Genomic DNA, 20,220 nt, shown 5'->3' with positions numbered 1-20,220 from the left:
TTCTCCGTCTTACGACAGTTCCAGGGCCGGCGACTCGATGCCGCGCGCCTGGTCGATCTTCTCGGCCACCTTGAAGGCCGCTTCCAGTTCGGTGCAGCCGTAGTGCTGCATGAGCTGGTAGCGCTCGGCCTTCTCTTCGGGTTCGGTCTGCGCCAACGCCAAGTACAGGCTGGGCGGCACGGCGCGGAACAGCACTTCCATGCTCTTGGAGAGGATGACGCCCTCGGTGAATTTCCCCGCCTCCTTGCGCGCAGAAAGCATCAGCGCTTTCTGCGCGGGTGAGAGTTCGCGGAAGCGTGCGATCTTCTCGACCTCATCGGGCGGCATCGACAGGCAGATCCACCACTCAATCATGTTGAGCATGGGCTCCGCGGCACGCGGCAGATCGTCGATATTTTGTGTAGCCAGCCAGAACCAGGCCCCTAGCTTGCGCCACATTTTTGTAATTTTTACGACGTAGGGCGCGAGTAGCGGGTTCTTCGTGATGATGTGGCCTTCGTCGGTCACATTGATGATCGGACGGCCCAGGTACTGGTCGCGCTCGGCGATGTTGTTCACCGTGCTGATCAGGCTGATGTAGGCGATGGAGAGCTGCGCGTTGTAGCCCTCCCGAGCATAGGTCGCGAGATCCACCAGCGTGATGTCGGCCTCGGGCCACGGCGTGCCATCGCGATCGAACATCTCGCCGTCCGTGCCTTGGCAGAACATGTCCATCGCGTCCGCCATCTCCAGCAGCCGCACGCGCCGCATCTCGGGCAGCGTCGGGTCCTGGCCGCGCGTGCGCAGCGCGTTGCGCACGTCGCGCGTGAGCACCGTGCGTTTCTCGGCCACGCAGTGCTCGGCGGCATCGAGGATGCACTGGCGGATCAGCGAGCGATCGGCCCGCGTCATCCGAGCTTCTTCCTTGTCCTCGCCGCCTGTGATCATCAGCCGTGCCGTGATCTCCAGTTCACCCAGCACGTCGCGCTGCTCGTCCTCCTCCATGACCGAGGAATCGGCTGGCAATTCTTCATCCAGTGCATCGGCATCAAGCGTCTGCACGTTGCTGGGCGTTTCGATCAGCCGGCGAGCGTCGGCGAACGGCGCCAGGCTGATGCCTGAGCCAGGAGCCAGCTTGACTCGGTTTACGGTCAGACCCAGGCGCTTGGCGAAGTCGCTGAACAAACCGAAGCTGTTGCCGGCTTCCACGATGAACAGCCGCGGCCGGTAGATGGCCGTGACCTGATTCAAGAGGTTGTTGAGCGTTGCGCTCTTGCCCGAGCCGGTGGGGCCGAATAGGAACAGATGGGCGTTCATCTGCCTGTCCAAGCGGTTCAGCGGATCAAACGTGATCGGCCCGCCACCGCGGTTGAAGAACGTGTTGCCCGGATGGCCCGTACCCTGGCTGCGACCCCACGCCGGCGAGAGATTCGCCACATGCTGGGCGAACATCAGTTGGGTGAACCAGTTCCGCCGATCCTGCGCAGGGTTGTAGCAGCACGGTAGCCAGCGCAGGTAGCTGTTGAGCGGCGCGACTTCATCGTCCTCGCGCACGGGCTGCAACCCCGCGTTGAGCATCACGTTGGCGAGGTCCAGGCCGCGCCTGTCAAGCTCGGCTTCGTCGCGTCCGCGCAGATAGAAGGCCAGCGTGCCGCGGTAGAGCTTGTGCGCGCTGCCGATGAGCGAGCGCGCCTCCTGCACATCCTTGAGCGTCTGCTCCGATGCCAGTGTTTCGCCGACAGCCTTCTTAGCCAGGTGATTCAGGTGCGATTCGAGGATGTCCTGGGGCGTCGCCACCATGGTCAGACACATCGTGGTGTCTTCGGGCATCTGATCGAAAAGCGTGTTGATCGCATCCCCCTTGCGGGTTTCGCCAGTCAGGTGTCCCGTACCGGGCGGCATGCGTAGTCGGTCGGTGACCAGCACACGGTGCGGCATGCCGTCGAAGTACCAGGTGCCGTGCCCGGCATCGGAGCGAGGCTGACCGAAGAACAGCCGTTGGCTGAAATCCCGACCACTCGCCAGCTCGATCTCGCCTTCCTCCACCTCGTCGGGATAGCGGGCCAGCGCATAGAAGCGCTCTCGATCCTCAGCGCTTGGCCCGAGCATCGTGGGGCGTGGGTTGAACCACCGCAGCAACCAGTCGTGAACATCGGCCGCGACCATGCGCCGGGCTTGGATGCCGGCGTTCGCCAGGCCGCCGCAAAGGCGATCGCAGACGATGTTCAGCATTTGCTCGGGTGTCTGGCCACGGCGGTTCGCCTGACCGGTGGCCCGGCGATAGACCACCATGCGCACGCGCCGCGTCTGGCCGCGCCAGCGCAACCGCGTGACCACCGTGTCCTCGAACAGGCCGCCGGGCTTGGCCACCGCGCGCAGGTGGTGGCCGAAGAAGCGAAGATAGAACTCGGTGAAGGCCGTGCCGCGAGCGCGCGGCTGCACGTAGTTGCGCAGGGTCTGCATGTACTGGTCGAAGCTGGGTTCGTCCTGGGCGTAGAGCTGGAGCACCCAGGGGTTCTCGTCCAGCTCATCGAACGAATCCTGGAGCGCGTTTTCGAGCGCGTCGCGGGCATGCGCGAGCCAGCCAGGCTCCCGACCTTCGGTGCCCAGCGGGACCAGCTCGTAGAAGGCTGCGACCGATTGCCCGTCCTCCAGCAGCATGGACTTCGACGGCGGCAGGAACTCCACCCACGGCAGCAGCTCCGCGAACGACTGCGCGACGTCGTACAGCGCCTGCTCGTCCGCCACGGTCGCCGGCTTGCGGCCCTGGATCGTCGCTCCGGGTTCGGCGATGCCGGCCTGGCGCAACGCCTCGACGTGGCGCTGCCAGCCGTCCGGCTGCTCGTCATTGCCACCATCGGATGCAGCCAGCTTCGGCCAAGGGAGTTTCCAGCGCATCAGTAGTCCTCCACGCGCTCGCCCGGCATGGCGTACTGCACGCGCTGGTACAGGGGGAAGACTGTCGTGTAGCCCGGAACCGGCACGGGGTCGGTACCCGCCAGGTGCGGGTACACATACATGACAAGGTCGGGGTTCGGCAGGCGGTGGAACTGGCGATAGACCTCGTTTCGCGCCGTGCGCGTGTAGCGCATCTGTTCGGCGGGTGCGGCCTCCACGTCGGCCTCGGTCAGCGGCCGGCGCAGGCTCTGGCGTGCATCGAGCAATTGCCTGCGCGCCACCTGGCCGGCGCCACCGCTGCCGTCGCCGGCGTTCTGCTGCCAGATGTCCATCATCGTGCTATCGCCGTGCGGGAGCAGCTTTTCCTTGCTGGTGGCACAGCCGCCGAGCACCGCGACGGCGAGGGCCAGCGCCAGGCCCTTATTCAAGTTCGAGAGCATGGCTTTCTCCTGCGCGGTGATCGACCTTGCGGCCTTCGGGATCGAAGTCGATGGCAAGCGGCTTTTCGAGGTGGACGGCGACCTTCGCGCCGGGCTGGACATAGACGGCGGCGAAGGCCTGGCCGTATAGCTTGTTCACCCAGTCGGCCATGTCGCGCACGCCACCGGCCAGGATGCGGCCCACGGCTTCATTGCCCGAGATGCCGACGCTGCCGATGGAGCCGTCGGCGCCGACGTAGGACATCTGGCCGCTGTCGCTGTCGATCAGCGAGGCGACGCCGGCACCGGCGGCGGTAATCAGGGCTTGCGAGCCAAGGTACTGCTGGGCGTTGCTGCGACGCTCCCCGCTGACGCAGGGAATGCCGTATGGGTCGCTGATCCAGCCCAGGCCTCCACTTTGAGAGTTCTGCTGCTGGTTGTTCTGCTGGTTGCCGTCGCGGTCTTCGGGGATGGTGCGGATCGTGCCGTCGTGGAAGACGAAGGTGATGCTGCGTACCTGGCCGCGCACGCACGAGAGCGTCCAGTCGCCCGATGCGGTGCCGCTGAACACGGCACCGGCCACGTCGGGAATGTCGATGCCATTGGCGGTCAGGTTGTCCGATCCGACCAACACCTTGAAGGGGTACGGATCGTTGACGGTTCCGTCGATCGGCACGCGGCCGATCAGCGCCGTCATCGCCACCGACCCCATCAGCGTCGAATTGGTCGGTACGGTATAGACCGCCTTGGCGCTCTTCACGCCTGCGGCGCGTGCGCCTGCGTTCGCCACGGTTTCCGCCGTGGTTTCCAACGTGCTCTGTGCGGGGCCGAAGCTCGTCGGGAAGCTCATGCCGCTACCCGTGCCACGACTGCTGTTGCGCCCCTCGACTTTCCTCGCATCGTCGGGTTCGACCCAGCGCACGCCGCCTTCCATGCCGGCCTCGTCGCCGTCACGCAGCCCCAGACCCACCGGCAGGTCGGCATGGCCGCCGCCACGTCCCCCGATACTGTCCAGGCGCCGTTGCAGGTCGGCAAGCAGCCCTTCGGTCTGCTGGCGCGCGCTGGCTGCCTGCTCTTGGTCGCGACGTAGGTTAGTGCGCTCGGAGTCGAGGGCCGAATTGATGCGCTGGTCAATGGAGTTCTCGCGCTGGCGCAGTCGCTGGTTTTCTTCGCGCTGGGATTTGTTGTCCGAGAGCGCGGTCTGAAGCTCGGTGCGCAACTGCTTCACTTGAGCAACGAGCGTCGCCACGGTGTCGCGCGGGGTATCGCCCTCGATGCCCAGCGCCTTCATTTCCGCTGGAGTGAGCTTGGCGCCGGCATCCGCGGTCGGTGGTGCCGAAGTGCTGCCACCCGAGAACAGCCGGATGGCGACGAACAGCACCAGCACGGCAACCGGGATCATCAGCCACTTCAGGAGTCCATTACTGCGCATGGCGGACCTCCTTGCGGTCGGTGCCATCCTGGGAACTGGCTTCCGGTTGTGGGAGATGCACGGCCGGGTCGAAGCGGTTGACCGCTGGTAGCAGCGATTGCGCCAGGCCACGCCCGCGCGTCACCAGGTACAGGACGGTCGTGTCCTCGGGCGTCCCGCGGGGACCAAGCGCCTCGTGTTGGAAGGTGGCGGTGAGGAAATCGCCTTGCAGCACGCGCGGGTCCAGGGTGATCCAGCCGCTGCTGCTGTTGGTCAGGCGCACGGCGGTCACCCACTGGTCTTCCAGACGCCACGACGCGAGCGCGACCGCGCGCACGGGCAGCGTCGGCATCAGCGTGCCGAGGTCGAGGTCACGGCGCAGGTTCACCCGCATGACGCTCGGCAGCGGCTCCACGGTGCGTAGCGGCGCGTAGAGGTTCTGTGCGGCGAAGCGCGTCAGGACAACCGGCACCGGGGTCTCGCGTCGCGCCGCTCGCGCGCCGGCCTGGTCCTGGGCGCGCGCCGGAGCTTCGTTGTCATCGCCGGGCTGATCGCCATAGCGCGCCGGGGTGCTGTTGCCCTCGACGATGCGCACTGGTTCCAGCTCGGCTTCCCCGTCCTTGGCTGGCTCCGCCGCAATGTCCAGCAGGATCAGCGCGCCCGTGTCGGCGTCCTGCAATTGCAGCCGCGTGGGTTCGATCGGCTCGCTGGCGCGCAGGTACACCGCACCGCCCGCGCTCTGCACCCGCAGGCGCTCGCCGACGCCCGCGGGCACGCCCACGCGGACGTTGCGGTCGATAAACACGACGCGCTCCTGGCCGACCTTCAGCGGCAACGCCAGCGGCATGCGTTCCCAGCGCAGGATCTCCACCGCCTGGACAGCGGGAGCCGCGGCCACTGCCAACAGCCCCAGCAACGTGAGTACAGGATGCTTCATGGGATTTCTCCTTGAGGCGCTTGCGGAGACAGGCCGCCAGACGCCGGGCGCGTCGGCTCCGGCGTGCTGATGCGCTGGGGCGCGCCCTCATAGCAGTCGAGCGCCAGGCCGAACGGGTTGCGGGCAGGATCGACGTCCACCCGCGTGACCTTCACGGGATAGCGCACCAGAGCGCGCTTGACTTGCTCGGCGCCGTAGTACTCGTCGGCGGTGATGTCCAGCGTCACTACCCAGTCGCGGTCGGAAACCACGCGCACGCGGGCCGTGGGGTCGTCGCCGTAGCCGCGGCCGGGGATTTCGTAGATACCGCGCACGCGCTGGCGCAGCTCGCCCGTGCTGCGGCGGTAGTCGTAGTCCGCGCGCAGGAAGGCCTGGCAGGACGGGGTGAGGTACGGCGAGAGCGTGTGGAGGTTGCGCGCGTAGTCCTCTTCGCCATTCGTCGGCCAGCGGTTGAGCGTCTGGAACACGTAGAACGTGAACGCATAGACCGATTCGGGCGGCACTTCCCACCACTTCCTGGTACTGCCGGAGCGCAGGTCAGGCGGAACGTGGATGGTCAGATCGCGCGGAGCGCTCCACCAGCCGCCACCCATGACCAGGGCGACGATGATCAGGGCACCAGTCCCCAGGCGAAGCGTCTTGATGTGCGCCTGCAGGTGGGTGATCTCGTTCTTGAAGCGGCTCATCGCGCGCTCCTTCGGGTGGTCCAGAAGCCGGAACGTGAGATCAGCACATGGCCGCCCACCCAACCCGCCATCAGTGGATGACGTGTCGCAATGCGCCATTGCAGTTGCCGATACAGCCAGGTGTCGGGACGCCCGCGCTTGAGGCGGCGGAGAATGCCGCCGCCGATAAACACGCCCAAGGCCACGCCCAGGACGACGAACGTGGGAGCTAGCGCGATCGTGCGGAACACCCACGACAGCGGCGCGCCGACCAGCAGGCCGGCGCCGCCGGACAAGCCGCAGCAGATCCACAGCTCGTCGGCGGTGAGGCCGCGCACGACAACGGGATGGCGGTTGAGCCGGTGCGGAAGGAACGTCACGGTCCCATCCGCACGGACGTGCTGCTGCTCGGACATACCAGCCTCGCTTACAGGATGCCGGTGGCTTCGGTGAGCAGCCAGATGCCGATCACGAGCAGGACGGCGCCGATGGCGACCGTGAGGCCGAACTGGCCCCACGTCTTGCGGCCGGTGTGGATTTCCGCGTAGGTCCCGTAGGCGTGGTAGCAGACGCCGATGAACATCGACGCCACGACCAGGAGGGCCACGAGCATGATGATGTCGTAGCCGTAGTTACGGATCGTTTCCATGATGCCGTTGCCCGTGCCGCGGGTCGGGTTCTCCAACTGCGGCAGACCCTGCGCGAACGACAGCGCGGGCAGCGCAGCGGCGCCCAAGGCCACGGCGGCGCGCTGGGCAAGACGGGAAGTGAGGATGCGGTTGTGCATGGTCATGCCTTTCAGGTCAGGAGAGGAGGAAGAAAGTCAGGACGAGGTACATCGCGACGAATCGGATGCAGACGCCGAGGAACTGGCGTTGGTTGAGGCGGCTCTCGGACCACCCCACGTAGGCCGTTCGCATGGCCCAAACGCCCCAGACGAGCAGGACCGCGAACACGACGCCGACCAGGACGGTCGCCATCGCTGAAGGTGCGATGCCGCTGTTGGCTTGAAATGCCGAGACCTGGGCGCCGTTCATGGCTTGCCCTCCGCGGTCGTCGGCGGTGATGGCGGGACGACCCGCTCCGTGCGGTAGTCGCCGGTCAATTCGGACGGGTCGCGCGGCTGGGCGCGCGACGGTGTGAGATGGGCCTGGATGCCGGCGCGCACGCGCGCCAGGTCAGCCAGCAGCCTCGGGTAGTCGAAGTGGTAGCGCTCGCCCGGCTGGATGGGGGCATGCGCGGCGCTGTCGGTGACCGTGTGCTCCAGCGCGTCGAGTTGGCGCAGCGCTGCGACCAGCTCCTGACGCTGCGCTGGGGACTCGGCCAACGCCATCGAGGACTGGCCCAACACAAGGACCGTCACGAGAAAAGTGGGCACGCCGCGATGCGCGGCGCGCAGCCAGATCGGAGCCAACATCGCGCCATTCCTGTGTGATCAGCAATGGCTAGATCGTGGAGATCAGGGCTGTTTCAGGCCGCAAACAATAGGAACCTGCGGATGACCGGATTGATCGGCTAGAGGTACTTCTTGAAGCTGCCCGCAGTCAGGCTCACGGCCAGTCCCAGCAAGGCGGCGCTCGGCAACAGGATCAGCAATGGATGCACCGAGATCGGCAGTGCCAGGTACGTGATCCACGGCAGCACGGCCAGGGGCATAAGGCTGGCTTTCGCGCGGTGGTAGATGAACCCGGATTCGCGGCCCGCGCCGAACCTGCGCACGTCGCGTCGTACCAGACCATCAATCAGACCGACGAAAGCGGCCGTGAAGATCAGCGGCAGCGTGAGCACCAGGACCAGCAGGCGCACTAGGAAGGTCAGCGTCGTGAAGGCCGCGGCGATCAGGTAGCTCTCGGCCCAGACATAGACTTGGCTGATGTAGTAGCGGAAGTTGCGCGCCTGCTCGTGGCTGGGTGCGCGGACGCGCTCGGCGGTCTGGCTCATGCGCGCCAGCAGCCCGGAGCGAACAAACACCCATTCGTAGCCTGTATCCACCAACTCGTGCGCTGTGCGCCCCGGCTCCTGCACGACCACGCTGCGCGTGAAGTGGCTGGACAGGTGTCCAAGCTCGTACTGCAACATCTGCTGGGAATGGCGCCAGCCCTGGTCCTTCCAGAACAGGTGCATGCCGACGCACTCCACCACGATCGAGAACAGCAGCGAGCCGATCAGCACTCCAAGCAAGCGAAACGGCAAGGTGACGGTGCCGACGATCAGGCCCTGGCGCTGGTTCTGCTCCCGCTGCGCGGTCGATGCGGCGTCCTTCATGGCGCGGCCTCGTCGGCATTGTGGTCGGTGGCGGTGGCCACCGCAGCAGACTCGGCTGGAGCCGCATCATCCAGCAGGTCATCGGGCAAGGCCGCATTCTGCAAGGTCGGGGAACTGGTGAACTCCCACCACTGCGTAGCCTCGCTGTAGCTCTGGCGCATGTACCCCGCCAGTTGTTGCAGGTCCGCCGGCATCACTTCATCCGGGTCTGGTATCGGCAGCGGCATGCGAACCTTCCAAAGCTGGCCGCCCTGCAGCAGCGCGAAGCACTGGCCTTTGGGCAGGCCGACTACGTGCGATGGCTCGATCATCGGCACGCTGGACATGCTGATGCGGTCCTGGGTGTTCGACGTGAAATCCGTCGCGCCGCGGATGTCCGAACTGTCGGTTGCCCCTGAGACGATGGTAGTGGTATAGACCTCGACCTTCGGCAACTGCCGCGTCAGCAGTTCGGCGGTGGCCGTCTCGCGCACGCGCAGCATGAACAGGTTGTTGAAGTTGCCGATCACCTGGCCAGCTTTCGCGCGGTTGCCGATGCGGGCCTCGATGTCCGAGAGGGTCTGCGTGTACGCGGTGACTTGCAGCCCGGCGCCGCCGCCTTTGTTGATAAGCGGCACGAATTCGTCACCCATGAGTTCATTGAATTCGTCCGCATGGACGTTGATCGGCACGCGCGCGCCAGCAGAGGCGTCCGGCAGGCCATCGTCGATCCCGTGCTTGTAGATATGGCCCGCCACCGAAACCAGGTCGGAGAACATGGAGTTCCCGACCGCTGCGGCAACCTCGGCGTCGGACAGCGCGTCCAGTCCCACATAGACGATGGCGCGCTTCCTGATGACTTGCATCCAATCGAAGATCGGGCGCGGGTCGGCCAGGTCGGAATAGTTCGGTGCCAGGAGCTGCGCGATCTTGCCGCTCGTGAGCTTTTCCAACAACGGCAGCAATGACGCGACGATCTTGTCGAAGTAGGTCTTGTCGTACCGAACTGCCGAGCGCAGTCCGTCGAGCACCGGGTCGTAGTTGCGCGCCTGGGAGAGATACTGCTCCAGCGCAACCACGCGCTTCTCGCGCCCGATCATGTTGCGCGGAATGTTCTTCTCGTTGAGCTTGGCCTCGATCTGGACGATCACCTCCCAGGCCTTGGGCTCGGTCTTGGCGAAGTAGTGCTGGGCGTACTCGATAAACAGCGCGTCGATGTTGATGACGTGCCGCTGGATCAGCATGTAGTCCGGGCGCTGTCCCAGTTCCACTAGGGCACGGGCAATGATGTTGACGAAGCGCCACGCGAACTCCCTGAAGGCCGCGCTATTGCCTTCACCGGAGAGTTGCCCTGCGATACGGGTGGCGACTTCCGAGATGCGACCGAATCGGCCCACCGCGTTGTAGCGGGCGCTAATCTCCGGCCAGCCCAAGTGGAAGATGTAAAACTCGCCTTCACGGCCCGCGCGCTTGGCCTCGACATACATGCGCTTCAAGAGGTCCGCATCCCCTTTGGGGTCGATGACGATCACGACTTCGTGTTCGCCGGCAGCGCTCTTGCGGCGGATGTCCTGGGTCACGAACAACTCGGCCAGTCGCGTCTTGCCCACGCGCGTGGTGCCCAGCACCAGCGAGTGCCCGACACGCTCGCCGAGCGGTAGGCTGACGTCCACCTCGTCCGGTTCGATGCCGTGCAGGCGTGGCAGGCCGCCCACAGGCGGCAGCGGACGCACCGGGTTGAAAGGCACATCCCAGCCCGTGAGCGCGGACAGCCGGGATAGCGGGAACGGCGCGAACTCCAGCCGCTCCTCCAGTCGCCGTGCCAGCCGGTAGGCAGGCGTCGGCTCGACGTATCGGCGGAACTCCGGCCGGTACGTCTGCATCAGCCTATGGGTGTGTTTTTGTTCCCACAGGAACCCGCGCCCGATGAAAAGCCGCTGCTGGCTGACGGGCACGTCCTTGCTCGTCATCACGTAGCGCGACAGGCGGCGGATGTTGCGCCGGTAGCGCAGGATCACGCGGGCATCGCGGTAGCGGATCGCGCCATAGGCGCCGAACGCCAAGGCGCTGCCGACGCCCATGGCCGGGCTCAGCGCGAGCGACCATGGGGCCACCAGGGACAGAAACGCGGCGCCTGCACACGCTGCGACGGTGTATAGCTCCACCGCTGGGCGTAGCAGAACCTCGACCGGCTGTTTCCCCGACATGGCTTCATTGCTCGATGCCGGTGGCCGTGATCAGCGCCGGGTAGTGCCGCAGGCCCAGGCGATCGGCCAGGTCGTCTCCGGCTACGGGCGCAAGCGGCACGCCCGGCACCAGGGCACGCAGCCGTGCCAGGCCCTGCGCGGTCTCGACATTGACCACCAAGCCGACCGCGCCGCGTTCGCGCAAAGCAACGCTGCGGCGCTGCAACCAGGCCCGGGAGGCGTCGTCGTCGCCGATGACCACGAACGGCCGCAGGCCGGGCGCTTCGATCACGCGCCGCGCGACGGTGCCGGGCGTGAGCTTGGCGCTGCGCACCGGCAGCATCGCTGTCTCGTCCGCGGGTGTGGCGGGAACCTGTGGCGTCGGAATGGGGGGACGGGCCGGGACATCGGCGCGCGGCTGGAGGTTGAGGGCCTCGTAGTACGGCAGCGCCGACGTGCCACCGCGATCTTCGACCACGATCAGCGGATCGCCGGCACGCGATGCCAGCGGCAGTCCTGCCAGCAGCACAAGCAGGCCCCGCAGGGCCAGATGGGATTTCGTCATGGGGAAGTCTCCTGGCGCGCGGCGAGCACCGCCGCGTTTGGACGTGCGCCCTGCACACGCGCGAGATGGCGCGACACGCTGCGCCGGTAGCGGGCGGCGGGTTCGCCGCCCGCAGGACGGTGGTAGCGGCCGATCGCGAGCAGCCAGTCTTCGCCGGACGTGTGCTGCTCGTTCAGGATTTCAGCGGCGATGGCGAGGTTGCGATACGGGTCCAGCAGGTCACACGCGCTGGTGAAGCGGTGCTTGTGGTAGCCGAGGTTGATCTGGCCCAGGCCTGCATCGATGCGCGTGTGAGGCGTGGCGCGCATTGCCTGTTGCAAGCCCGAGCAGGCATCGGCGCGCGTGGCAAAGCGGCGCGACTGGCCGGCGACATTGAGGGACCACGGCCACGGGACGATGCGCCCGTTGCGTCGAACTCCGCTCTCCTGCAAGGCCACGGCGTAGAGCACGGTCGAGGGGATGCCCGCCCGCTGGGCGGCGAGCTGGTAGGCGGGTGGCGGAATCTCCTGGGCATGGGCGGCGCAGGCGCACAGGCCGGTAGCGAGCACCAGTGCGCGCAAGAGCTGCGAGACGGAGGTGGCCGCTACGGCTGGCGCTGCCATTGGCCGTTCACCTCGCGCACAGTCGCGGGCAAGTCACCGGGCAGGCCCAGCGACAGCCAGCGGCCACCGTCGTGGTTGAGGGTAATGCTGCCGCTGCGCACGCGTGCCGGGTCGATCTGCGCGCGCTTGGCCCAGTCGCGGATGCGTGCGTCGTCCTGGCGGCTGCCCACCATATACAGGTCGAACTCGGCACCCGAGGATTGCAGCCGCTGCACGAGCTGCCCACAGACCGCGCAGCCGTCCTTGACGAACACCGCCATGCGACCGCTGCCGCGCGCGGTGCCGGTGCCCGGCCCGTCGTCGGGCAGGTTCACGCGCTGCATGCCGGGGTTCAGGCGCTGCCAGGCTTCGTCGTAGGCACGTTGGTAGGCGAGCAGCTTCTCGACGCGGCGTGCCTCGACTTGCACCTGCAGCTCTGCATAGCGCCGCCGTTCTTCGTCGGTGCGTGCCTCGATGCCTAGGGCAGACAGCGGGTCCAGGTTGGGCGAGTAGATGCCCAGCGGCCCATCCATCAGCTCGCGGTAGCGCGCCCATTCCTGGGGTTGGAGGCCCCAGTTGCTTGCTACTCGGTCGTCCAGGACGCGGGCGGCCAGCGGGCGCTCCTGGCTCTGCGCATTGCGGGCGGGAGCTGTGGCTGGCTGCTGCGCCCACGCGGGCCACTGGACTGAAGCCAGCAGGAGTGCGGAAAGGATGATCGACGGCTTCATGTCGTGTGCTCCGATCAGGGAATCGCCACGCGACGGGTCTGGTCGCCGGCTTGGAACACCGCGGCGCTGCCATCGATTGCCTGCAAGCGCCATGGACCGACCGCATCACCGGGCAGCAGCACCTGTAGCTGGTCGGGCGTAGAGTTTCCACTGCTCGGCACGACGGACACGCTGAGCTGGCCGGCGCGCAGTTCGGCGCCGACGATGCGGAACGGCAGTGGCGGCGGTTCAGGCTTGGCGGCGGGCTTGCTCGATGTGCGCGGCTGGGTGGGTGTTGCTGCACGCGCGGCGGTCTGGCGCGTCTTGATCTGCTCGATCTCCGCGCGCAGCGCCTGAAGGTCGTCGGCGGCTGCGTAGCTGCTCAATGTTTTCTCAACCTGGGAAGCGCGTGCTTCCAGGATTTGGCGGGTTTCTTTGAGGTCCGCCGCCGTTGCGACAGGCGGACGCTGCTGGATGGTTCCGATGGTCTCAGCCAGGGCCACCGTCTGCGCTTCGAGGCGTTGCAAACGGGAGTCGAGCCGTTTCTCGTCGGCCTGGTCGCTCATCGCCTGGTAGCCGAGGGCCACGATGACGCTGAGACCGAGCAGCCAGAGCCAGAGCAGGCTTTGCATCACCACGGCGACAGCCGGGCGCCGCGAAGATTGGGGAGTGTTCATGGCTGGCCGCCTGGAATGGAGGGCATCAGTGGGAAGGTCTGCACCGCATCGGCGGCGGCCGGTTCGGGCATTGGTTCGATGGCCACGCTGTCGCCGGGCCGCTCGAAGCAAATCTGTCGTGCGCGGTCATCCGCGTGCAGTTCCCAGGCCGGACCAGCCAGGGTGAGCAGCGCGTCGCGCAAAGTCATGGGACCGAGATGCAGGTGCGCCGCCGGCAGCGGCAGTGCATACAACTCGATCACGGCATGTGCTGTTTGACACAGGCTGTAGCCGCTGCGTTTGAGCACATGCCGCAGCCCATCGCCGACCGTGACGCGGGCATCCGCCGGCATCGAAACATCGATGGTCTGCAACAGCAGGTCGCGCTGCGCCGCCGTGGGGGCCAGCTCGACCAACGTGTAGCGCCCGTAGCGCACAACGGGGATGTACTCGGGTGCTTCGGGTTCGGGCGCGGTCGAGACTTCCTCGAAGGCATCGGGTGCGTGCGGTGCAGTCGTTGTCGCGCAGCCGCCAGCCAGTACCAACCAAAGCAGGCCGAGAAATCCCGCCAGCAGGCGGCGTTCGGGATGGTGAAACCACGGTGGAGAGGGGCACATGGCGCGTCGTCCTGAAACATCGAGCCCTCACCATCGCCGCTCGGGTCACGAGCAGCAGCAAACAATGCGAACCAGGCAGCGCCCGATTTCCCGACAGCCTCACTCCAAAGAAAAAGGCCCCCGAAGGGGCCAGTGAAAGCGCAGATCGGACTCTGCCGAATCAATCCCGAGCCAGCTTCAAGCCGGGATCGACCTGTGCCAGTTGGGCATGCGCCCAGCAGCGCACGAGCTGGCCGTTCTCGCCGAGCGGCCGGTCCGCCACCGCCGCCGAGTACTCGTCGGTGTCGCTGGTGTCGTAGCAGACGACCTTGATCTCGCCGGTGTCGCAGCGGATGGAGTGGATCTGGCCGTCGGTCATATCGACCACGACGACCTGCGGGGCAAGGCCCAGTTCGCGGGCGGCCGACAGGATGGGGCCATATTCGGCAGCGTCGAAGCAGACGAACGGCCCTTCGTACCGGGCTTCTTCGGCCAGATCCTTGGCTTTGTAGTAGTGGGCACCCTGATCGTATTCCTCCTGGGTGGTTCTGACCTTGAAGACCGGCATGTCGGGGGTGCCGGAAACATCGACGCAGGCAACAGCGACTTGCATCTCGATCTCGCCGCCGTCTGCGGGTTCGATCGAAGGGGTGTTGGTGTTCATGGAAATCTCCTTGAAATGAAAATGCGTAGCCATGCCCGCGAAGAACACGGGCATGGCTACGAGGTAGGAACAACAGAAAGCCGGCGGCACTAGGCCGGCGATGGCGTGGGGGTCAGGCGGCGACCAATTGCCGGGCCAGTGCGACCTCGACGGAATCACCGTCCTGGTTGAGCACATCCAGCCCCGATTCGGGCACGTCGCCCGAGGTGGACTGCGAGACCATGATCTTCTTGGCCATCAGCTCTAGGCAGGTCATCTGCGAGGAACCGGCGTAGCCGAGGTAGATCACGCGCACGGACAGCTTCTGCCCGATGCGCCAGGAGCGGCGTGCCGCCTGCTGCAGCGAGTACACGTTGTAGCCCGACTGCATGAACACGATCGTCGGAAACTCCAACAGGTCCAGTCCCGTTTTAACCAGCTCGGGGTTGGTGATGAGCACATCGATGCCACGGTCCAGTTGCTCGGCGATCCAGTCCTCGCGACGGCTGGCATCCACGCTTGCGCGCAGCACCGCCACCCGAAAACCTTCTTGCTCTAGCAGCACCTTCAACCGGCTGGTCGTGTCGCGTGTGCCGGTATAGACCGTGTAGGCCAGGACCTTGCGCCCCTGCGCCTTCTCCTCTTTGCAGATGTCGATCAGCTCGCGCTCTTTCGGCGTCAACTCGAACTCGTTGAACTGAGCCGGGACGAACGCCAAGGTGTTGCGCGTGCGCGGATGCACCACGGTTTCCGACCGGAAGCAGCAATCTGGCCAGGCCAGCAGCACGTTGAGCACCACACCCAGCAAAGTCGTATCGCGTCGTGCAAGAGCCTGTTTCAGCTCCGCGGTCAGCCGACCCGCCAGATCGCGGTAGGCCGCGGCTTGCGCCGTGTCCATCGCGACTTCTCGGAACTCCTCGTCATACGGCGGCAGGACGTTGCCGCCGATGTCCTTGAGCTTGAGGAAGATCGTGAACGGCAGGATGCAGCGCAAGACGCCCTTGGGGCCGAAGCCCGGGGCCTTGACCGTGCGCACCGATACCTTGGTGCCCTTGGCCGTCTTGTGCGCCGTGCCGGTGCTCTCGGAGTAGATGTCCTTCAAGACCCCGTGATCGCGCATGAACGCCATCGCGGCCGAGGTCATGCTGCCGCTCGTGGTCGGGCGGTAGCCGTCTTCGATCATCCGCCCCGGAAGGGCTCGGAACAGCAGGTAGAACAGGTCGTCCCCGTAGCCGCCCATCAGCGTGCCAGTCAGCAGCAAGGTCTTGCGAGCCTTCGCTGCCAGCACACCCATGGCCTGGCCTTGGGCACTGCCGCCGTTCTTGTACTCGTGCGCCTCGTCGGCGATGAGCAGGTCGAACGTGCCTTGCGGCAGGTAGTCGGGTAGGGACAGGCCATTGCTGGCCCATCCCCCCCTAAGAACCGTACGTGAGAGTTTCCCCTCATACGGCTCAAGCCTTTCAAAGCCCGCTTTCGCGGACCGGCTTCACCACCTTGAGACCATTGACGTGACTCTGGTTATGACAGTTTGGATGCACCATGATGAGATTGGTGTTCCCATCCTTTCCGCCATCGACCCGCCGAATGATGTGGTGGACATGCCACCCCGTCTCCTGCGTGATCAACTCTTGGCAGATCGGACAACGACGATCCTGTGCCAACCAGAGGTTGATGAGCTTCTTCCTGCCCCGCAGTGAGTTCTGCATCTTGAGGCTTACACGCTCCTCAAAGTACGTCTCCCACGTCGGGTCGAATGGATTGGCTTCCAACTTGATTGGCCGGTGTCGCCGAATGGGCGTATCCGTTGCCTTCCGCAGTGACGACAGGATGGGGTTCCCATCAGGGAACCTTTCACCCGTCGCCGCCGCAAACACCCAGTTACGGGTGCCTACGGAGTGGAAGTAGCGCTGCTTGATCCAGACGCTGCTTTTCTGCGGATGCCGACGAACGGCCCACTGCCACAACACACGCCAAATCTCATGATCGACACGCGCGAACGTCGCTTTGGACACGACGTGCTGGTGATAATTCGCCCAGCCTTGGATCATTGGGTTGAGCATCCGAATCAGCCGAGGCTGATCCAGCGCCTTATTGCCTTTGACCGCCGAGCGCACTTTCTCCAAAAAGGTCGCCACGTTCGCTTTCGACGGCTTGATCAACAGCTTGCCGTTGTACTTGCGCACGTTTTGCCCGAGGAAATCGAAGCCCTCGTCGATGTGCGTGATCTTGGTCTTCTCGGGTGAGAGCGTGAGCCCCCGTTCCCGCATGAAGTCCTCGATGATCGGCATGACCTCCTGTTCCAGTAGCTCTTTCGAGCGTCCTGTCACGATGAAGTCGTCCGCATACCGCACATAGTTGACCATCAAACGGGTCTGTACACCGTTGGCGTACCGCTTTCTTCCGAACGCAGCATCCAGTTTGGCTTCCAGCCCGTCGAGGACGAGATTCGCCAGAGTTGGCGAGATGATGCCCCCTTGCGGGGTACCAGCTTCTGTTGGAAAAAGTTGCCGATCTTCCATGTATCCGGCCTTGAGCCACTTCCTCAGAATCTCGCGATCCGTCGGTACATGACCCATGAGCCAGTCATGGCTGATGTTGTCGAAGCAGCCCTTGATGTCGCCTTCGAGAACCCACTGCGGTGCCACCTTCTTGGACAGTGCCGTGAAGCACTGTTCGATGGCGTCCGCCGTGGACCTCTCCGGTCGGAACCCAAACGAGCGTCCGTCCGCTGTGGTCTCGGCCACGGGTTCAAGAGCCAGCAGGTATAGCGCCTGCATCGCCCTGTCTCTCATGGTCGGGATACCCAGCGGCCGCATCTTCCCATTGGCTTTAGGAATATAGACACGCTTCAGCGGTTGGGGACGATACCCGCGCCGCTTGATTGACAACATGGCTTGAGACTTGGCTTCCGGGGTGGACCATGTGATGCCATCCACGCCCGGCGTCTTCTTACCTTGGTTCTCGGTGACTCGTCTGACGGCCAATGCTTTGCCGCTGAACGAGTGGGTCAGAATCCACTGCAGGGCTTTCACCTTGCCGTGTTTTCCTTCCCGAGTCGCCTTTACGATACGCGCCTGGAGCCTTCGCACTTCACGGTGACACGCAGCCCAGTCGATGCTGTGCCATGTGACCGATTCGTGTGAGGGCGCACCCGCGCAAGCAATTTCTTGCGTAGTCATCTGCAATTCCCTCTTGTAGAAGGTTGGACAAGTTTTCTCGTAGAGAAAGACCAAGTGGAAGTCTGCCCGCTTTCGCGTGGGATGATGTCGCCTTACGGCTCAACCCCTATCCGTCCCATTACAGGACGGCATTCGCTTTCTCCACATTCCTTTACCCGCACCACCAACAGCATTCCTTACGGTCTGCCTGCCCCGAAGGGCAGCGATACGGGCTTACCGTGTTTCGCTTGAGTAACGAGATGGGTTAGACCCTGCCTTTCCACCGGCGGTCATGATGTCCGTGTGCCCCCAAAACGGATAAAGAGCAACCGACCGCATACCTTTTGGTTCAAGCCTGTCAGCATCTTTGGCTTGTCATTCATAACGGTGTTTAACAGCAGTTCACTTGCGTTGGTCATACCACCCAGCCTAGCGCCGTACCCGCATTGATGCTCGCAGGTAACGCCTTGCCTCACGGCAGCGGCGCGGCCCGAAGGCCCAGCTACATTGTCCCGGCAGCTTCACACAAGACCGTTACCAGTCCTGCATGTGCCGGTAGGCTACTGATGACGGAACATCAGGTTCCTCGTCGGGGTTGCCCCCGTTGGAACAATTACTCAGGCGACTTCACGTCGCACGCGTTTGATGAACTCGGACGGCTGGTAGCCGCCTTCGCCAAAGCCGAACTCCATGTTGGCCATCGCACGTTCCATGCGGGTGGCCTGACGGTCGGAAAACACCAGCTCGCCGTTGCCGTCCATGAGATTGATGAACTCATGGATGTTGTCGCCGAGCATCGAGGCCAGGAAGCCGTCTCCGAACTTCTGCATCAGCTTCTGCGCGGTGACTGCCCCGATGGTCGGGATGCGCTTCAAGGCTTTCAGCACGGCCGAGGACTGGTCGTTGCCGGACAGGCTGCGTGGGCGGATCAGCGTCCACAGGGGCGCTGCGCAATGGCTGCACTTCCTGCGGTACTCCTCGGCTTCAAGCGCGACCGGGTTGACCGGCTCGCCGTCGAGGTCGGTGATGACCGTGCCGCAGTCCGGGCAGGCCGCCACGTCGCCGTGGCGGGTGCGCCGCTGGGTGAAGACAGGCTTCCAGTGGAACCCCATTCGCATCCTGACGCGCCCCAGGACAAAGAACTCCTGGCCGGTCGGCTGCACACCCAACTGCTCGCGCAGCTTGATGAGCTTGACCAAGGTATCGGGGCCGTTGAGCACCCAGACCTTCGCGCCCGCTACTGTCTCCTGGATCTCGCGCCGCCACTTGTAAACAAGGTGCGGGGGCGAGAGAACCAAGGTCCGGCGGTAGCCTTCGGCGTTGAGCACAGCGGCCGTGGCGATGCCGACGGTCGTCTTGCCGCAGCCCATCTCGCCATTGACGATCGCGGCGCGCTCGCCACGGTCAATCAGCAGCTCCGCGGCGGCGTGGACGACTTCGGCCTGGGCCTGGAATAGCTTGCGCTTGAGGCTGGCGACGATGAGCTGGCGATGTGCTTGCGGTTGGCCGGTATAGACCGGCGGGTTGGCGCTGTTGAGGGCGTCGAGCAGTTCGTCGCCGAACTCGCCGACGAAATCCTGAAGGCTCAGGGTCAGAGGGGAGGATTCCGCGTCGAGCAGTTCGCCCTGTACGGGCGCGGCTTCAGCGGCATTGGTTTCGAGATCGAGGGACATGGTGATGCTCCAAAGAAAAAGGGGCATGCACCACCCCCAGCGGGGCAGTGGCATGCCCCGTGGTGGGAAGTAAATCGACGCGTGGCCGACGGTGGTTGAAGGTGCTGGCCTGGGTGGCCAGCGGCTGAACCGTGCTCAGTCCTCGGACGGCAGAACGATGACGGTGGCGTGGCGCTCCGCGTCGGTAACGATGCGAATGGCCAGCCCCGGATGGATCACGTAGTGCGATGCCAGCGATGCGCCTGATTGAAGCGCGGTGCTGTTGGCCTGCCATTGCTGGACGTTGACGTCGCCCCAGTCGCCACGGGTGTGGCGCCTGAAGTACGGGATCGGGTCGAGGCGACCCGAGCGGACCAGGCGGTCAATGCCTTTGCTGAAGATAAGCGCCCCGATGGGGAACGCCAGGCTCTGACAGTAGGTTTCGATGCGATGTGATGCCATGGGCTCCTCCTTGATGAGTCATTGAGCCACGACACCCCTGCCGGAGTGAAGTGGCTCCGTCAGGAAAATGAGGATGACGATGTGGGGACGTCAGATCAGGTCCCGCTCTTCGGGAAGCTGGATCACCGTGGTCTCGTGGTCCTCGCTGGTCTTGACGATTAGCGCCAGGTCCGGCGTGATCCTGAACTGCGAGATCATCAGGTTGTCCTGTTGGATCGCCACGTCGTTGGCTTGGCGTGTGGCCTCATCGATCTCGCCCCAGTCCCCGCGCACATGGCGCTGGACATAGGCTAAGGGGTCGATCAGGCCTCTTCGGGCCAGCCAATGCACCTTCTCGCTCAACTTCAACGTACTCGGTGCGAACAACGGTTGCTTGTGCGGCGCTGGCCGCTTGAACGGATTGGGGAACATGGTGTTTCTCCTTCGATGTGGTACAGCAGGACGGCAGCGCGTCCGGTGGA

The 20,220-nt window shown here is 64.9% G+C and carries 20 protein-coding genes and 2 pseudogenes; all 22 read right to left on the bottom strand.

Features of this window, described 5'->3' with window-relative positions:
* Window positions 1-9: 9 nt before the first annotated feature.
* Entirely contained in the window at window positions 10-2,877 is a 2,868-nt protein-coding gene (locus ACZ5BO_RS21110) for a conjugative transfer ATPase (RefSeq protein ID WP_023093432.1), read from the bottom strand.
* Window positions 2,877-3,317: a TIGR03751 family conjugal transfer lipoprotein gene (locus ACZ5BO_RS21105; protein ID WP_009459662.1), complete on the bottom strand. Its 441-nt coding sequence runs from the start codon at window positions 3,315-3,317 to the stop codon at window positions 2,877-2,879. The genes ACZ5BO_RS21110 and ACZ5BO_RS21105 overlap by 1 nt, the downstream gene beginning before the upstream one ends.
* The gene (locus ACZ5BO_RS21100) at window positions 3,298-4,728 is read right to left on the bottom strand and encodes a TIGR03752 family integrating conjugative element protein (protein ID WP_023657222.1); all 1,431 of its coding nucleotides are present in this window, start codon (window positions 4,726-4,728) and stop codon (window positions 3,298-3,300) included. Before ACZ5BO_RS21100 ends, ACZ5BO_RS21105 begins: the two co-directional genes overlap by 20 nt.
* Window positions 4,718-5,644: a TIGR03749 family integrating conjugative element protein gene (locus tag ACZ5BO_RS21095; RefSeq protein WP_023093434.1), complete on the bottom strand. Its 927-nt coding sequence runs from the start codon at window positions 5,642-5,644 to the stop codon at window positions 4,718-4,720. Before ACZ5BO_RS21095 ends, ACZ5BO_RS21100 begins: the two co-directional genes overlap by 11 nt.
* On the bottom strand, window positions 5,641-6,330 hold the full coding sequence (locus tag ACZ5BO_RS21090; RefSeq protein WP_023093435.1) for a PFL_4703 family integrating conjugative element protein: 690 nt from the start codon (window positions 6,328-6,330) through the stop codon (window positions 5,641-5,643). Before ACZ5BO_RS21090 ends, ACZ5BO_RS21095 begins: the two co-directional genes overlap by 4 nt.
* Window positions 6,327-6,725 carry a TIGR03750 family conjugal transfer protein gene (locus ACZ5BO_RS21085; RefSeq protein ID WP_023093436.1) on the bottom strand — a complete coding sequence of 133 codons (399 nt, stop codon included), beginning with the start codon at window positions 6,723-6,725 and terminating at the stop codon, window positions 6,327-6,329. Before ACZ5BO_RS21085 ends, ACZ5BO_RS21090 begins: the two co-directional genes overlap by 4 nt.
* A gap of 11 nt (window positions 6,726-6,736) precedes the next feature.
* A complete protein-coding gene (locus ACZ5BO_RS21080; RefSeq protein ID WP_023093437.1) occupies window positions 6,737-7,096 on the bottom strand; it encodes a TIGR03745 family integrating conjugative element membrane protein in 360 nt (119 codons plus the stop codon).
* A 16-nt stretch (window positions 7,097-7,112) separates the two neighbouring features.
* Entirely contained in the window at window positions 7,113-7,346 is a 234-nt protein-coding gene (locus ACZ5BO_RS21075; protein WP_009459672.1) for a TIGR03758 family integrating conjugative element protein, read from the bottom strand.
* Entirely contained in the window at window positions 7,343-7,726 is a 384-nt protein-coding gene (locus ACZ5BO_RS21070; RefSeq protein ID WP_023093438.1) for an integrative conjugative element protein, RAQPRD family, read from the bottom strand. Before ACZ5BO_RS21070 ends, ACZ5BO_RS21075 begins: the two co-directional genes overlap by 4 nt.
* A 98-nt stretch (window positions 7,727-7,824) precedes the next feature.
* Window positions 7,825-8,574 carry a TIGR03747 family integrating conjugative element membrane protein gene (locus tag ACZ5BO_RS21065; RefSeq protein ID WP_023093439.1) on the bottom strand — a complete coding sequence of 250 codons (750 nt, stop codon included), beginning with the start codon at window positions 8,572-8,574 and terminating at the stop codon, window positions 7,825-7,827.
* A complete protein-coding gene (traD, locus tag ACZ5BO_RS21060) occupies window positions 8,571-10,760 on the bottom strand; it encodes a type IV conjugative transfer system coupling protein TraD (protein WP_023093440.1) in 2,190 nt (729 codons plus the stop codon). The genes ACZ5BO_RS21065 and traD overlap by 4 nt, the downstream gene beginning before the upstream one ends.
* 4 nt (window positions 10,761-10,764) lie before the next feature.
* Window positions 10,765-11,304, bottom strand: coding sequence for an integrating conjugative element protein (locus ACZ5BO_RS21055; protein WP_023093441.1), 540 nt, complete (start codon window positions 11,302-11,304; stop codon window positions 10,765-10,767).
* On the bottom strand, window positions 11,301-11,906 hold the full coding sequence (locus tag ACZ5BO_RS21050) for a transglycosylase SLT domain-containing protein (RefSeq protein WP_023093442.1): 606 nt from the start codon (window positions 11,904-11,906) through the stop codon (window positions 11,301-11,303). Before ACZ5BO_RS21050 ends, ACZ5BO_RS21055 begins: the two co-directional genes overlap by 4 nt.
* On the bottom strand, window positions 11,888-12,613 hold the full coding sequence (locus ACZ5BO_RS21045; protein ID WP_023093443.1) for a TIGR03759 family integrating conjugative element protein: 726 nt from the start codon (window positions 12,611-12,613) through the stop codon (window positions 11,888-11,890). Before ACZ5BO_RS21045 ends, ACZ5BO_RS21050 begins: the two co-directional genes overlap by 19 nt.
* 14 nt (window positions 12,614-12,627) lie before the next feature.
* On the bottom strand, window positions 12,628-13,269 hold the full coding sequence (locus ACZ5BO_RS21040; RefSeq protein WP_023093444.1) for a hypothetical protein: 642 nt from the start codon (window positions 13,267-13,269) through the stop codon (window positions 12,628-12,630).
* Complete coding sequence (gene pilL2, locus ACZ5BO_RS21035) at window positions 13,266-13,865, bottom strand: PFGI-1 class ICE element type IV pilus protein PilL2 (RefSeq protein WP_023093445.1); 600 nt, start codon at window positions 13,863-13,865, stop codon at window positions 13,266-13,268. The genes ACZ5BO_RS21040 and pilL2 overlap by 4 nt, the downstream gene beginning before the upstream one ends.
* A gap of 160 nt (window positions 13,866-14,025) precedes the next feature.
* Complete coding sequence (locus tag ACZ5BO_RS21030) at window positions 14,026-14,508, bottom strand: hypothetical protein (RefSeq protein ID WP_023093446.1); 483 nt, start codon at window positions 14,506-14,508, stop codon at window positions 14,026-14,028.
* A gap of 112 nt (window positions 14,509-14,620) precedes the next feature.
* A pseudogene (locus tag ACZ5BO_RS21025) lies at window positions 14,621-15,865 on the bottom strand (helicase-related protein); the annotation flags it as partial.
* An 82-nt stretch (window positions 15,866-15,947) separates the two neighbouring features.
* The gene (gene ltrA / locus ACZ5BO_RS21020; RefSeq protein WP_464696373.1) at window positions 15,948-17,666 is read right to left on the bottom strand and encodes a group II intron reverse transcriptase/maturase; all 1,719 of its coding nucleotides are present in this window, start codon (window positions 17,664-17,666) and stop codon (window positions 15,948-15,950) included.
* A 617-nt stretch (window positions 17,667-18,283) separates the two neighbouring features.
* Window positions 18,284-19,318: pseudogene (locus ACZ5BO_RS21015) on the bottom strand (DEAD/DEAH box helicase); the annotation flags it as partial.
* Between the two features lie 135 nt (window positions 19,319-19,453).
* Window positions 19,454-19,759 (bottom strand): hypothetical protein, encoded by a 306-nt coding sequence (locus ACZ5BO_RS21010; protein ID WP_023093452.1) that lies wholly within the window; start codon window positions 19,757-19,759, stop codon window positions 19,454-19,456.
* 90 nt (window positions 19,760-19,849) lie between these two features.
* A complete protein-coding gene (locus tag ACZ5BO_RS21005) occupies window positions 19,850-20,170 on the bottom strand; it encodes a hypothetical protein (protein ID WP_023093453.1) in 321 nt (106 codons plus the stop codon).
* Between the last annotated feature and the right edge of the window lie 50 nt (window positions 20,171-20,220).

This window comes from Pseudomonas sp. FFPRI_1 (assembly GCF_055384485.1).
This window is presented reverse-complemented; position numbering and strand designations above follow the sequence as displayed.

What these genes read in the sequence shown, in the direction of transcription:
- ACZ5BO_RS21110 (WP_023093432.1), bottom strand. Translation starts at nt 2,877, where the DNA reads ATGCGCTGGAAACTCCCTTGGCCGAAGCTGGCTGCATCCGATGGTGGC.
- ACZ5BO_RS21105 (WP_009459662.1), bottom strand. Translation starts at nt 3,317, where the DNA reads ATGCTCTCGAACTTGAATAAGGGCCTGGCGCTGGCCCTCGCCGTCGCG.
- ACZ5BO_RS21100 (WP_023657222.1), bottom strand. Translation starts at nt 4,728, where the DNA reads ATGCGCAGTAATGGACTCCTGAAGTGGCTGATGATCCCGGTTGCCGTG.
- ACZ5BO_RS21095 (WP_023093434.1), bottom strand. Translation starts at nt 5,644, where the DNA reads ATGAAGCATCCTGTACTCACGTTGCTGGGGCTGTTGGCAGTGGCCGCG.
- ACZ5BO_RS21090 (WP_023093435.1), bottom strand. Translation starts at nt 6,330, where the DNA reads ATGAGCCGCTTCAAGAACGAGATCACCCACCTGCAGGCGCACATCAAG.
- ACZ5BO_RS21085 (WP_023093436.1), bottom strand. Translation starts at nt 6,725, where the DNA reads ATGTCCGAGCAGCAGCACGTCCGTGCGGATGGGACCGTGACGTTCCTT.
- ACZ5BO_RS21080 (WP_023093437.1), bottom strand. Translation starts at nt 7,096, where the DNA reads ATGCACAACCGCATCCTCACTTCCCGTCTTGCCCAGCGCGCCGCCGTG.
- ACZ5BO_RS21075 (WP_009459672.1), bottom strand. Translation starts at nt 7,346, where the DNA reads ATGAACGGCGCCCAGGTCTCGGCATTTCAAGCCAACAGCGGCATCGCA.
- ACZ5BO_RS21070 (WP_023093438.1), bottom strand. Translation starts at nt 7,726, where the DNA reads ATGTTGGCTCCGATCTGGCTGCGCGCCGCGCATCGCGGCGTGCCCACT.
- ACZ5BO_RS21065 (WP_023093439.1), bottom strand. Translation starts at nt 8,574, where the DNA reads ATGAAGGACGCCGCATCGACCGCGCAGCGGGAGCAGAACCAGCGCCAG.
- traD (WP_023093440.1), bottom strand. Translation starts at nt 10,760, where the DNA reads ATGTCGGGGAAACAGCCGGTCGAGGTTCTGCTACGCCCAGCGGTGGAG.
- ACZ5BO_RS21055 (WP_023093441.1), bottom strand. Translation starts at nt 11,304, where the DNA reads ATGACGAAATCCCATCTGGCCCTGCGGGGCCTGCTTGTGCTGCTGGCA.
- ACZ5BO_RS21050 (WP_023093442.1), bottom strand. Translation starts at nt 11,906, where the DNA reads ATGGCAGCGCCAGCCGTAGCGGCCACCTCCGTCTCGCAGCTCTTGCGC.
- ACZ5BO_RS21045 (WP_023093443.1), bottom strand. Translation starts at nt 12,613, where the DNA reads ATGAAGCCGTCGATCATCCTTTCCGCACTCCTGCTGGCTTCAGTCCAG.
- ACZ5BO_RS21040 (WP_023093444.1), bottom strand. Translation starts at nt 13,269, where the DNA reads ATGAACACTCCCCAATCTTCGCGGCGCCCGGCTGTCGCCGTGGTGATG.
- pilL2 (WP_023093445.1), bottom strand. Translation starts at nt 13,865, where the DNA reads ATGTGCCCCTCTCCACCGTGGTTTCACCATCCCGAACGCCGCCTGCTG.
- ACZ5BO_RS21030 (WP_023093446.1), bottom strand. Translation starts at nt 14,508, where the DNA reads ATGAACACCAACACCCCTTCGATCGAACCCGCAGACGGCGGCGAGATC.
- ltrA (WP_464696373.1), bottom strand. Translation starts at nt 17,666, where the DNA reads ATGACTACGCAAGAAATTGCTTGCGCGGGTGCGCCCTCACACGAATCG.
- ACZ5BO_RS21010 (WP_023093452.1), bottom strand. Translation starts at nt 19,759, where the DNA reads ATGGCATCACATCGCATCGAAACCTACTGTCAGAGCCTGGCGTTCCCC.
- ACZ5BO_RS21005 (WP_023093453.1), bottom strand. Translation starts at nt 20,170, where the DNA reads ATGTTCCCCAATCCGTTCAAGCGGCCAGCGCCGCACAAGCAACCGTTG.